11 protein-coding genes are annotated in these 12,670 nt (G+C 57.6%); all 11 read right to left on the bottom strand.

The features are described 5' to 3' along the window. Positions 1-18: 18 nt before the first annotated feature. Positions 19-987, bottom strand: coding sequence for a DUF169 domain-containing protein (locus TAMC210_RS09130; protein ID WP_173298498.1), 969 nt, complete (start codon positions 985-987; stop codon positions 19-21). Between the two features lie 77 nt (positions 988-1,064). Then, positions 1,065-2,132: a (Fe-S)-binding protein gene (locus TAMC210_RS09125; protein WP_173298497.1), complete on the bottom strand. Its 1,068-nt coding sequence runs from the start codon at positions 2,130-2,132 to the stop codon at positions 1,065-1,067. Further along, the gene (locus TAMC210_RS09120; RefSeq protein ID WP_173298496.1) at positions 2,129-2,992 is read right to left on the bottom strand and encodes a TIGR04282 family arsenosugar biosynthesis glycosyltransferase; all 864 of its coding nucleotides are present in this window, start codon (positions 2,990-2,992) and stop codon (positions 2,129-2,131) included. The genes TAMC210_RS09125 and TAMC210_RS09120 overlap by 4 nt, the downstream gene beginning before the upstream one ends. 1 nt (position 2,993) lies before the next feature. Next, the gene (locus TAMC210_RS09115; protein ID WP_217267336.1) at positions 2,994-3,509 is read right to left on the bottom strand and encodes a GNAT family N-acetyltransferase; all 516 of its coding nucleotides are present in this window, start codon (positions 3,507-3,509) and stop codon (positions 2,994-2,996) included. A gap of 107 nt (positions 3,510-3,616) precedes the next feature. After that, positions 3,617-4,555 carry an NrfD/PsrC family molybdoenzyme membrane anchor subunit gene (gene nrfD / locus TAMC210_RS09110; RefSeq protein WP_173298494.1) on the bottom strand — a complete coding sequence of 313 codons (939 nt, stop codon included), beginning with the start codon at positions 4,553-4,555 and terminating at the stop codon, positions 3,617-3,619. Between the two features lie 14 nt (positions 4,556-4,569). Then, the gene (locus TAMC210_RS09105) at positions 4,570-5,118 is read right to left on the bottom strand and encodes a 4Fe-4S dicluster domain-containing protein (protein WP_254388606.1); all 549 of its coding nucleotides are present in this window, start codon (positions 5,116-5,118) and stop codon (positions 4,570-4,572) included. Further along, on the bottom strand, positions 5,118-7,298 hold the full coding sequence (locus TAMC210_RS09100; protein ID WP_173298492.1) for a molybdopterin-containing oxidoreductase family protein: 2,181 nt from the start codon (positions 7,296-7,298) through the stop codon (positions 5,118-5,120). Before TAMC210_RS09100 ends, TAMC210_RS09105 begins: the two co-directional genes overlap by 1 nt. A 431-nt stretch (positions 7,299-7,729) precedes the next feature. Further along, positions 7,730-8,200 carry an MFS transporter gene (locus TAMC210_RS09095; RefSeq protein WP_173298491.1) on the bottom strand — a complete coding sequence of 157 codons (471 nt, stop codon included), beginning with the start codon at positions 8,198-8,200 and terminating at the stop codon, positions 7,730-7,732. Between the two features lie 6 nt (positions 8,201-8,206). Beyond that, on the bottom strand, positions 8,207-8,914 hold the full coding sequence (locus tag TAMC210_RS09090; protein WP_173298490.1) for an MFS transporter: 708 nt from the start codon (positions 8,912-8,914) through the stop codon (positions 8,207-8,209). 248 nt (positions 8,915-9,162) lie between these two features. Beyond that, positions 9,163-9,981, bottom strand: coding sequence for a 4Fe-4S dicluster domain-containing protein (locus TAMC210_RS09085; RefSeq protein ID WP_173298489.1), 819 nt, complete (start codon positions 9,979-9,981; stop codon positions 9,163-9,165). Between the two features lie 6 nt (positions 9,982-9,987). Further along, positions 9,988-12,570, bottom strand: coding sequence for a molybdopterin-dependent oxidoreductase (locus tag TAMC210_RS09080; RefSeq protein ID WP_173298488.1), 2,583 nt, complete (start codon positions 12,568-12,570; stop codon positions 9,988-9,990). Positions 12,571-12,670: the final 100 nt, after the last annotated feature.

Genomic DNA, 12,670 nt, shown 5'->3' with positions numbered 1-12,670 from the left:
GGACCCGTGTCCCCCATACTAACTTTCCACCAGGGTGATGGCCCTTGACGGGCACTGGCCCACACAGGTATAGCAGGCGGTGCAAAGATCCGGCCGCACGGCGGAAGCCACCAGGCGCCCCCTTTCCCCGGGGATTAGTTGCAAAACACCGTGGGGACAGAAATCTACGCAGTTCCCGTCACCCTGGCACTTATCTTTGTTGATCATGATGGTGACGGTCTTCTGTACCTGGCAGTCCGCTTCTTCCCCGGCCTCGCCGAAGCCCACCACCGGGGGAGCATAAATCTTTTTCCGCTCTTCCGCCATTGCCTTGCGGGCTAGTTCTTCCAGGGCACTAAGGACATTATCCACACGCTGGGCCGGGATGGAAAGGAAGGTCTCAAAATCGTCCATGTCGCTGGAGGCCCGGCTTCCGTAGCAACCGAAGGAGGTGTTTATGCGTCCGGTCTTCACGGGGCGGACCGTCAGTTCGGCACAAACCGAATTATAAGATGACGTCTCAAATATCTGTCTCTCCCCGGTAAAATAACTGTCCGCACTGCAGAGCCACATGGCTTGTTCGGGCCAAAGGGTAAATATTATTACGTGGGGCTCAAAGTTAGCCTGGGCCAGCGGTGCTATGGCCACCGCCGAATACTCACCTGCTTCCCAGACAGGCCGCTCCTCGATCATCCGCCTGGCGACCTTTAGATCGGGCAGTTTCCGAAACCGCAGGTAAAGTTCCCCGGACTTCAATTTCGGCGACATTTCTATCAAACCGAGTATGGCCGCGCCGTCGGGGCAAGCATGCCACTTGGGCGCCAGGAGGAGAGAATAGCCCCTCCGCGCAGCAACCACCGCCTGGCAGTACCTTAATCTGATATGGGGTTCGCCCAGGCCCTCCGGCACCTTTTCCCCCCTGCGGAGCAGCCGTACTGCCACCGGTTCCCACCGCAGGGACAATAATTCTTTGAATTTCAACGCCTTCGCCTTGTTCTCGGCAACCATGGACCATCTCCCCTCAGAAGTTTTTGGACCTGCCCATTTTCGGTCCACGAAGTTTCAGGAGAGTCTACTTACCACATTCAGGAGAGGGCCTCCCGGCTCTTGCGCCGGTTGTCCAGGGCCTCATCTTGGACGTTAAGGAAAAAGGAGAGGGCATGCACCACCGGCAGTGGCGTGCAGCTATCGGCCAGGTTAAAGAGGCAGCTCATACAGTAGGCGAACATCCCCTGGGCACCGCTAGCCCGGGCTTCTTCGGCCCGGAGCTGCGCCGACCAATCCCCGGCGCCCGGCACGAAGTGCTTGGCCATTCCCCCGGTACCACAGCATATGGTGTATCTTCCGTGGTGCCGCATTTCCCTTACAGGCACCTCCAGATACTCCAGCAGCGCCCGCACCTGCTTGCCGAAAACTCCCGCCTCCCTGTCGGGGCAAGGATCATGAACGGTATAAGGGACGGAAGGCCTGCGATCCTCCACCGGCAGGAGAGAACGGTGGGAATATAGCAAGCTGTAAACATCTACTACCTCTATCGCGTTCCCTCCTAACCCTTCAAGGAGCTCGTAATAACAATTGGGACAGCCCACCACCAACCTCGAAACGCACCACTGTTCCAACTTAGCCTCCAGCCGCTTCAGGTGTTGCTGGGCGCGGTCGTTCAGTCCCATGTATCTCAGTGGCTTGCCGCAACAGTCTACGACCGCCTTGGCACCGGGGTAAATCCCATCCAGGAACTCCAAAAAGGCCCGCGTGAGGCGGGGCGAATAGGTGGCGATGGTGCACCCCGGGAAGAACAGGGTGGAGGTAGCTTCCCGGGGTTCTATGTCGTCGTAATCGATACCCAGCGCGGCCCTGCACAGAGCCCACATGTTGTCGTGCTCGTCCGGGCAAAGGTAACGGTAATCCCCGAGGTTCACGACACCTACCTCTACCAGCTCTTGCCGCTTTACCCTGAGGGGATCTGCCGGATCCAAGCCCAGGGGACAGGCCGCCGCGCAGAGCCCACACTGCAGACAGGCAAAGGCCTGCTCTGCGGTGATTTCATGGAGGGGAACCTGGAAGATAGGCCGCCCGTAACCCCGGAGTAGGGCGCAATCTTCGGCACACGCCAGGCAGCCGGCGCACTGCGGTGTGGAAAAGCTCTCCCTCACGGCTTTCCACCTCCGGAACCCTCGCCGATCAAGGCAACGGACTCGAATCCCCACCGGCGCACCAGGTCCAGGGTGCGCCGCGGCACCGTGACTCCGGAATCCGTGTGTCCCGCCAGCTCCAGCCCTCGCAGAACCGGGATTATGCCGGCCAGATCCGATGGTACGTCCACATCGGGCACCGTATCCAGCACCGCCAAAGGGATAGAGGCGGCCGCCGCTTTGTCTACCAGCATGTCCAGGGCGGTCCTCCCCGTAGGGTTGTAGAACACTCCCGAAAAATCAAAGGGCGTCTCCTTCGTAAACCCTACAAGGGAGAACCCCCCCTCCTGGCAAGGCCCTACTACCATGGCGGCCCCCGGGGAGTTCCGCCCTCCCGCCTCCAAGGTCGCAGCCTCTACCCTTAAGCCTCCTTCGGCCCGGCTCAGTGTCCGAAGCCGTTCCGCGGCCAGGCGGAGCGTAGCCGCCTGCAGGGAGGGCAGATCTCCCCCGATGATCACTACCCCGTCGGGGCAAGGCACTCCCCCCTCGCCCCTGAGGACACGGTCGGCCGCATACTGCATCCGGTCGTCGAAGGTTCCCCCCCGGTCGCTGAAGACCCCACAGAAGCGGCCGGGCGCCGAGGTTTCTTTGAGCAGGTCCAGAATCTTCTCGGGGTCCCCCTCCCTATCGTGACAAACCCACAGATCTACCTCCGGATCTTCTGCGGCCGCTATACATGCCTCACACACGTCGAGAAGACAGGAGGTGTATAATTCCTCCGCTTCTTCCTCCGTCAAAATTCCTCCATGGGAGATGCATAACCGCGTCTTAGTACGTCCCCTGGCGGGTACTTTGGTGAAGACCACTATACCTATTCGCAAATCAGCGCACCCTCCCCGTGAACCTTAGAGGTATCGGCCTGCAGATGTTAAACTCCTCGCAGCCGTCACACTGCTCCCGGTAGGGACTGGGCAAAGCCTTAAAGGTATGATCCCGGAAGCCGTACCGGCGGTAGAAGCCGGCCGCCCCTCCCCGGGAAACCACTGTGATGCTGTAGGTGTCTCCCACCGGAGGAGCCGCAGAGGCTAGAGAACGGCAGTAGGCCCAAGGCCGCTTAAGAAGCTCTTCGATGAACCTCCCTCCTAAGCCGCGCCCCCTTCCTTGGGGTCCTACGACCAGGGTTTCCAAATGGAAAGCGTCAGGGGCGGTTCGCACCAATTTGGCACACCCCAAAAGGCGCGAGGACTCCCTGACGATCACATATTCTTCTGTGGAACCCCACAAACCCATGCCCGCGCCCGCCAGCAGTTCCTCAACTTCGGCCGTCTCTTCGGGTTTAGCAAATTCTATTACCATCAGCCCCGATATGCCTTTTGCGACCAAGGCTTCCGAATTCACCTCGCTCTAAAACCGCCTGCGCCGGCCCCCGGATATTCCTAAGCAGCCCGACAGACCACCTGGTCCTCGCGCCCGGAAACCTGCCCCGGCCCTGAACTTCGACCACCCTATAAATTCAAGGTCTGCGACTGCCGCGCCCAGGCCTCTTCCAGTCTAGCGGCCCAGGAAGCCAGTTCTTCCTCCTCCGGGTATTCATGCCGGTTCCCCGGCAGAGCCAGGGACAAACCCGCCGCCACCACTACATGGCGCAGCCCCAGCACACCCACGAGGAAGAAGGCCCACGCCCATCCGGCCGCGGGGGTTACGAGGAGGATCCACGGGATAACGTGTCCCAGGAAAATTAGGCCGCCCCAGAACCATGCCTTCAGCGGGCCGCGGACCAGCATTTCTGCACTTTCCCTGGCCTCCCGAACGCCGCTCCTCAGCATTCCCAGCACGTAGCCGGCCGCAAAGATCAACTGCAAAACGCTCAAGAATAACCCCCATGCCTGGAGGGCGGAGAGCAAGGCAGCATAAGGGCCGTCCAGGGCGGCAACCACCAGACCGCCAACGGCCACGCCGCCTACGGCAGAACTCACCACCCATAGAGGGACCAACCCGGCCGGCTGCCAGAAGGGCCTGCCCCTAGCCTCTCCCAGTTCCAACCCGGGATAAACCACCAGGACCACGGCGGCGATGCATCCGCCTGCACCGGCCACCATCCGGAGCCCTCCCCACCCGGGGAACACCAGGCCGGCGAGGAAATAGGCAAAGGAAAACAGAAGAAAAGCTCCCAGGGCCCATGCGCCTAGGGACATGACCGAACGCGGCCGCAGGAAAACCATAGGAAACCGCATTTTTTGGCCCAGTTCGGCCAGCAAGAGCATCCCGCCCGTTCCGGCCAGCACCAGCCCGCAGAGGCCGAGCCATTCCGGTGGCCTTCCATCCTCCGGGAAGGCCCACCACCAATCTAAGATTAAGCCTGTTATCAGACAACCGGCGCCCACGGAAGCCAAAAAGAAGTACCCGACGGCCAAAGAACCCCATATCCTTTGACGCCTTTCCATGACCTATGAACCCCCTACGGGACTATATAATAGACCGAAGGCTTCGTACCCAGGTGAGGAAAAAGGGGTTGGGCGTTTTCCCTGCGTATCAACTGCACCACCTCACCCTCGGGGTCATCAAGATCCCCCACATGCCTGGCCTTTAGCTGGCAGGTTTCGACGCACCGGGGAAGTTGCCCGTTGTTGAGCCGTTCAATACACAGAGTGCACTTGCGCACTACGCCCCTCTTATGGTCAAATCTCCTGGCCTCATAGGGGCACACGAGAACGCAGAATTTGCAGCCTATACATCGAGTCTCATCGACCACCACAATGCCGTTGTCTTCCCTTCTGCTGGCGCCCGTCGGGCACCCCTCAACACAGGGGGCTTCCTGACAGTGCATGCAGGCAGCGGTGAAATTGTAATAGGTGAGGTAGGGGAAGTGCCCCTCCGGCCCCACCTTAAATACCTTGTTCCATCTCTCCTGCAGCTCCAGCCCGTTCTCTATCTGGCACGCCACGGTGCAGGCGTGGCAGCCGACGCACCGGCGAAGGTCAATCACCATACCCCACTGCAACTTCATCACCCCTCTACCCGGTACACCCGGCAGGGTATAGACCGGGTGCACCAGCTCCCGCATAACGGGTCGCAGGTGTCCGGTTCGTCGTCTACGCATACGTTAATGTTGGACTCCCAAACCCCGTAGAGGACCGGCTCCCGTGGGTCCTTTTCCGGGTACCACCATCCCCGCTCGGCCTGGATAACACCGGAGGGTACCTGGGTGGTGAGCCAGGCCTTCTGTTTCACCCGACCCCTGGCGGTTTCGATCCATACCCACTCCCCCTCTCTTATACCCAATTCTTTGGCCGTCTCCGGATTAATAGATACCTTCGGCTCGGTATGCAGCAAACGGAGTCTGGTAATCTGACGGTGCTCGGAGTGAAAGTAGGGCATAAATCCACCGCCGGCCACCAGTATCAGGGGGTACTCCGAGGCGTTCGTGGAAGGAGGCAAGGGTTCTACGTAATGGGGCAGGGGGTCGTATCCCAGCTTCTCTAATATGGAGCTCTTAAGCTCTACCTTGCCTGAAGGCGTGGCAAAACCCTGATTGAGATACTTGTAGTACTCCCGGGGGGCAAAGTCGAATCTTATCTGGTGGACGAAGTCTTCATAGGAAGTAAGCTCGTAACCCAGGGGCTCCAGCCGGTGAAGGGCTGCTTCCTCCAGGCTTTCCCACGGCCAGTATTCCCCCTGGCCCAACTTAAGGGCCAAAGCCCGCCAGAATTCATAGTCCGTCTTACGTTCAAAAAGGGGAGCCGTGGAACGCTCGGAAGCGATGATCCAATCGGACACTCCGTAGGTGCTGGTGAGCACCGGCCTCTCCAGCCAGGACGCCGCAGGCAGCACATAGTCAGCCAGCATGGCCGTGGGCGTTACCCAGTAGTCCATTACCACCAAAAGCTCGAGCTCCATTAAGGCCTCATACACAAGCCGGCTGTTGCCGTAGGAAGTCAGGGGGTTGTCGGCCAGGACTATAAGCCCCTTAACGGCGTAAGGCTGCCCGTACCTGATGGCCCGCCATAGGGTAGGGGGATGGGCTTCGCAGAACCACTCGGCCGGTATGCCCTTGCCCCAGACCCTCACCAGGTTTTCCTGGAGCAGGCGGTAACCCGGCCAGGAGTTGAGCTTGAAGCGGTCGCTGCCCAGCTGCTTGGCCCTCTGCTCTTCACTTAGGAGTTCGTTCAGCTCCATTTCCACATCTGTTATGAGAGTTGGATGGGGACCGGGCATCACATCCCCGCCCGGTACATCCAGGTTGCCGCAGATGGCCCGCAGGGTTGCCCGGGCCTGGGCTCCTGCGCTGGTGGCCCGGCCAAGCTGGTCCGTAGCCACGCCCCATTGGATGCAGGCAGGCTTGAGGGTCGCGTACATGCGGGCTGCCAGGACGATCTTGTCCGCCGGGACACCCGTCTTTTCCTCGGCCCACTCCGGGGTGTACTCCTGGACGCGTTTCCGCAGCTCCTCAAAGCCCACCGTCCAGTTCTCAACGAAATCGTGGTCGTAGAGCTCCTCGTTTATTATGACGTTCAGGAAGCCCAAAGCCAGGGCCACGTCCGTTCCCGGACGGATGGGCAACCACAAGTCCGCCTTGGCGGCCGTCTCACTCAAGCGGGGATCCACCACGATTATTTTCGTGCCGTTACTCTGCCTCGCTTCCAGCAGGGCGCGCATCTCCGGAAGATAGGAGGCGGCAGGATTATGGCCCCAAACGATCACGCACCGGCTGCCCATGACCTCGGAATCAAAGGCGCTCCAGCCGTACATGGCGGTTTCCACCAGAAAGTTGGGTATCCAGCACACCGGAGCGGTATGGGTAACGTTGGGGCTGCCGAACAGGTTGAAAAACCTCCGCCGCGCCCAGTCGTCGGTCCGGTTCGTGCCGCCCGCGGAGGCGACACTTTCCGGGCCGTATTTCTGCCTCAATTCCTGGAGCTTGGCCGCTATCTCGGTAATGGCCTGTTCCCAGCTTATCCTCTGCCAACGACCTTCCCCGCGGGCCCCGACCCTCTTAAGGGGATAGTTCAGCCTGTTGGGGTGATAGAGGTGATCCAGAGCCGATGCCCCACGGGGGCACTGGGCTCCCTGGTTGAAGGGATGCTCGGGATCGCCGTAGACCGCCACCGGCCGGCCGTCTACCACCTTTACCAGCATCCCGCAGTTCATGTGGCAGAAAAAACAAGCTGCCTTTTTGAGTTCCTCCATCGGTCCTACCTCTCCTGAAGACTATTTTTTTATTATCGCTTTCCTGGGAAGTTCGGAACCCTTGGCAACGCCTTCTCTAGACTCCTGTGGTCCCTTTTCCCGTCCCCCCAGCTAGGTTGGATACCTTATCCGGGTTTTCCGGTCTCCGCGGGCCGTACATAACTCCCATATGCTTCCTTCCCCTACTTCAGAATCACAAACCAAGCTCTCCACCTCACCGGTCCTTGATTTCTATGCAAGAAACATGCCATCCCGCACCTTATATAGGATCAAAGCCTTGAGATAAAAGAAAGAGCGCTGATCCCCTTGCCAGGGGCTACCTTGTTGTTTAAAGACTTTTCCCAAAACGAGAGAGGACTCTCTCTTTTAGAGCCACAAGATCCCGGGAGTTAGGCAGGGTGAGGTTCGTTGGGGGACCCTCATCTGCTGCTCTATTCCCCTTTGGCCCGGGTGCGCACCAGCAAAGCAGCTATCAGAGCCACAATACTGCCGATTACCATAGGATAGGTTCCGTCCGCCCAGCTCCCACCTGCGACTGCCCGACCAATTACAGGAGGGCCCAGAAGCATGCCACCATTCTGTCCCAAGGCCAGGGTAGCCAGAGCCACCCCGGCCAGGCGCGGATCCGGAACCGTCTCCGGTGCCAAAGTATAAATTGTGGTAGGAATAAAACTGATGGTCAAACCCAGGGCAACAAAGTACAGAACTATGGTCAAAACATTGCTCCCCAATTTGAAGGCTCCAAGGAGCAGGATAGCGGCTATCACGAAGGCTGTGGCCAATACACCCTTACGATTTCCCGTATGGTCCAATACCCAACCGGCTACTATACCGCCAGGTATACATACTAATGTTGTTAAGCTGACATAAAAACTGGCCGCCGTCGGGTCTATGTTATGCACCTGGTTTCAAAACAAAGGAGCCCACGTAGCGTAACCTATGAAACTAAAGTTGAACCCGGTAAAGGAGAAGGCCAGTAACCAGCTGCTGGCGCTTCTTAAGCCTAAACCTAAGGATAGCCCTAGGTTATCCTGGGCCACGTCTACGCTCTCTGCTCTATCCGGCAGAGTTACTACAGCACCGTACATTATGAATGCCAGCAGGGCAAAGGCGGCTCCAAACCACCAGATGCTCGCCCAACCCCAAAGCTTCTCCATGGGATTGGCCACGTTATACATAAGGAAAGTTCCCACGGGCATCCATGTGGACCAGATTCCCATGGGCAATCCCCGTTCCTGAGGTTCAAACCACACGCCGATTACTGCCGGAGCCGCCACCGCAATTAAGGCCAGGCTTATGCCTTCGATGGCCCTGCCCACCAGCATGGCCTCCGGTCCCTGGGCCAAGGCCCCCATGATCGAACCTAAGATGCAACAGCCAAGACCTATTAGTCCGCTTACTTTGGGGCCCCACCGAGCAAGAAGCAACGCCGCCGGAAAGGCTAGGATAACCCCGGCGACCGAAAAAACCGACATTAGCCATCCGGCCGTGGCCATGTTTACGTTAAGACTCTCCATGAGGATTCCCATCACCGGCGGGACTTTAACCTGGTTCATAGCCACGGCCACGCCTCCCAGATAGGCCGCCCACATAACCGCCCAGGCTTTCCTCTTCACCCCAAGACCTCCTCTCATGCGGCTATATCTCTCCGAGTTCCTGAGAATATATATGCTGTACCCGGGACAGAGCAACCCCATCTTTTAGCAGGTTCCTTGCTTCTTATAAATACCAGGAGTTTCAAGAATGGCCCCTAGTAAGCCTGGGGGTACCAGTGGCCCTTTAATAAGGGCTTACCCTGGTACCCCCAGGCGTTCCCGCTCGCGGGGCGAAGAGACCCGTTAAAGGTGATTAAGGGTCAGAGGCATCACCCTTGCGCCCGCTCCAGGCCGATACTGCCGACGTTAAGGCTCCTATCAACTTTTAGCTGCTGCACCATGTAGGGGCGGTAGCCGTTCTTCTCAACCTTAAGGGTATAACTGCCGGGTCCTAAGCGCCTGAACCAGAAGTCCCCGAAATCGTCCGTGGTCTCCGTCCATGTACGGCCGGTTTCCTCATTTATGAGGGTTACCTGGGCTCCCTCGAGGACTTCATCGAGCACCGGATCATAAACATCTCCTGCTACAAAGAATTTGGGGAGGTTTAGATAGTATACCTTGGGTTTTAGCCCCATCTCGGGCTGTAAAACCTCAGCCTGGGCGATCAGACCTCTTAATTCTTCTTCTTCGCCAAACTTAATGGCTTCCACCCCGCAAGCGTCTACGCAGCGGGGTACTTCGCCTGCATCTATCAGGTGGGCACATCCCGTGCATTTCTGCGGGAGGTTTAATTCCCCATTCCAGTAAATAGCGCCGTAGGGGCAGGACGCCACCAGATCCTTACGCCCTTTAGCCTTTTCTGGATCGATAATAACCAGGCCGTCCCTTCTCTTGTATACCGCCCCGTCCCCGGCCGCCTTAATACAAGGAGCGTTGTCGCAATGCATGCAGGGCGTCGGGCGATATTCAATCTTGACTTTGGGAACGCTGCCGTGCTCCGTCTCCTTTATCTTCATCCAAAAATGGCCCGTATCCGGCTGGGGTTTGGCATAGGGCGACCAATCGTTGCCGACATGTTCGTCCTTGCAGACCAACTGGCAACTGTAGCACCCGTTACACCTGGCCACATCGATCACAAATACCTTCATTCTGGATCACCCCTCAATCCATGCTTCCAGGCGAACTCCATAGTACGGATCGTAGGGCCGGTTGAAGGCGTCCGGATACTGCTTCTTCAGCTCCTCGATGTCCACCTTTTCTACGCCTACAAGGTAACCGCTGGTAACTTCTCCGGCACAGTTTTTGGAGGTCGTGTTAGTAGGGCAAATCAAGTTATTAGCGCCACCGCGGTCACTTTCACCGGGTACTATCGGATCCAATCTCGCACCATGATCCTGATAAACTACCCCCGGCATTATGCGCTCGGTAACATATGCCCCGCCGAGCACCCAACCGCGATCGTTATATATCCTGACCACGTCTCCGCTCTTGATCCCCAACCTCTCCGCATCCACCGGATTGATCCACACAGGTTCGTATAAATATCCATCGGGCCCCTTAACCTTGCAGGTGGGAATCTCCCGCAGCCAGGGTACGTCATCCAGCTGGGCATGTACCCGCCACCGGGGATGGTTGGAAACTATAAGGAAAGGATACTTCTGGGCTCGGGGATGCAGCAGGCTTTCTTGATGGCTCTCCCCGTAAGGTATCCAATGGGGCACCGGCGGACGCTCCTTATCATCCGGGAAGTTCTCGGCCAGACCGGTGGCATAAAATTCGATCTTACCTGTGGGCGTGTCCAAGGGATTGTTTTCCGGGTCTGTGTAGAAGTCGCTAAAGCCGGGGGCATCCTTTTCCCAGTCCGGTGCCGTGGGCACTACAAAATATTCTTTCTGCCGGAACTCCTCATAGCTTATCATCTCACTTACCCCGGACTGCTCGAACCCGGCCCTGATCAAGTCCTCTACGCTCTTACCCCGGGTATATTCTTCATAGAGGCCGAGTTTTTTGGCCACTTCCGCCACTGCTTCGTAGTCGCTCTTGGATTCGCCAATGGGCTCGATACACTGACCCTCATAGAAAAGGAGATTGAAATTCCCGCTCAATATGTCTACCCCAATGTCGTCTTCTTCAAATTTCGTGTTAATAGGTAAAATGATGTCGGCAAACAGGCAGTCGTTCTCCATCCATGGATGCTGGACCACTACGCATTCTATCTTGGGACTGCGGAGGGCCTCTATCCACATATTACCGCCGTTCCAGCAGGTAGACCAGCACGGGCTATCGCTCCAAATCATATGAATCTCCGAACAACCGTCGGCGGGATACTTGTACTGCACAAACTGGGTCTCCCGGGGCCACCCGGCATAGGTTATACCGTACCAGGTAATGGGTTCGTCGCTCAGGATGGCCTTGGGTATAAGGGTCTTGGGAATGAACTGCTGGGGAACCGGATACTCAAAACCTTGGTAGGCGCCCTCAACAGTAGGTATAACTGAACTGCGAGGCATGGGGTTCTGCTCGTGCATGCTAAACAACTGCCACTCAATGAATTTAAGCTGGCCCCGACCAGGCTTGCCCAGCCCCTGCATGGCCAGGAGGAGTATTTCCAGGCGCCCCGGCTCCGTCGCGTAGCAGGACCTAATATAAGATCCGCCATTGCAATGACCGATGCTCGTGGCTTCCCGGGCCCACTTTCTGGCCAAAGCCTTGATGACCCTGGCCGGTACGCCGCAAATCTCTTCTGCCCACTTAGGAGTCTTCGGGATGCCGTCTTCTTCGCCGAGGACGTATTTCTTAAACTCGTCAAAGCCGTAAGTATGGGTAGCCACATACTCCTTGTCGTAGGTATCCTCGGTAATCCAGGTATAGGCAATGGCCAGTTGCAGTGCCGCATCTGTATTGGGCCGCACCGGTATCCACTTATCTGCGTGTACCGCCGCGCCGTAGTTAAGGTCGGGACAGATATATATTGATTTAATCCCCAGCTCTCTAAACCAGAAACATAGGCGGCTGGCCTGCTGTCCGCCCCAACCCCAGGGAGTGGTTTCCGGGTCACAACCCCAGAAAAGCATCATCTGGGTGTTTTCCGAAATATCCTTTACTAAGTTGGTCTGTTTCCCCTGGCCGACGGGATCCTGCCCCCAGACGTGCTTGGCCCCCCAGTACCAGCCTTCCCAGCTATCCGGTTGGCGCGCCTGGATGGTGTAACCTCCCAGCAGTTCCATCAAGCGTATTTGGCAACCGTGAGGACCGTGAATCGCCTTGGTCTCTCCGTGGCCATCACCCTGTACCAGAACCGCAGTCGGACCGTACTTGTCGCATACGCGTTTTAGCTCCTTGGCTATCAGTTCGGCAGCCTCATCCCAGGTGATGCGCACGAACTTGCTCTTCCCCCGGTTCTGGGGATTGCGCTCGCCGTCAGGGTCCCAGTCCACCCTCTTTAAGGGATAAGGAATACGATTAGGCGAATAGGCCCGTTTTTTGTACACATAGTTAAAAGGCGACAAGAGGGACTTCATGGTCGGTTCAAGGGTCTTCCCGCGGGCCTGTATTTTCCAGGGGTTCATGTGTTCGGGCTTATATTTTTTATCGTACCGCAGCGGGCGGATGCGAAGGATTTTGCCGTCCTTTACGTCTACTTCTGCCGCATTGGCACCGACCCCAAAGGCACAAAGGCCAAGTCCCTTAATATAGGTTCGGACGCCTCCTTTAGCATTCAAGCCCTTTTCAGACATGGTATCCCCCCTAGATTACCATCCTGCGTAACTTGACTTGGTTTACGGCAGGCGTCCCGCCGTGTTTTCCCTCTCCCCCTTCTCTTTAATCCTTAGGGGG

It is taken from the genome of Thermanaeromonas sp. C210 (genome assembly GCF_013167955.1).
GTDB lineage: Bacteria > Bacillota > DSM-521 > Neomoorellales > Neomoorellaceae > UBA12545.
The sequence above is the reverse complement of the archived record's forward strand: the minus strand, read 5'-3'. Positions and strand labels throughout refer to the sequence as shown.

What these genes read in the sequence shown, in the direction of transcription:
- TAMC210_RS09130 (WP_173298498.1), bottom strand. Translation starts at nt 987, where the DNA reads ATGGTTGCCGAGAACAAGGCGAAGGCGTTGAAATTCAAAGAATTATTG.
- TAMC210_RS09080 (WP_173298488.1), bottom strand. Translation starts at nt 12,570, where the DNA reads ATGTCTGAAAAGGGCTTGAATGCTAAAGGAGGCGTCCGAACCTATATT.
- TAMC210_RS09085 (WP_173298489.1), bottom strand. Translation starts at nt 9,981, where the DNA reads ATGAAGGTATTTGTGATCGATGTGGCCAGGTGTAACGGGTGCTACAGT.
- TAMC210_RS09105 (WP_254388606.1), bottom strand. Translation starts at nt 5,118, where the DNA reads ATGAAGTTGCAGTGGGGTATGGTGATTGACCTTCGCCGGTGCGTCGGC.
- TAMC210_RS09100 (WP_173298492.1), bottom strand. Translation starts at nt 7,298, where the DNA reads ATGGAGGAACTCAAAAAGGCAGCTTGTTTTTTCTGCCACATGAACTGC.
- nrfD (WP_173298494.1), bottom strand. Translation starts at nt 4,555, where the DNA reads ATGGAAAGGCGTCAAAGGATATGGGGTTCTTTGGCCGTCGGGTACTTC.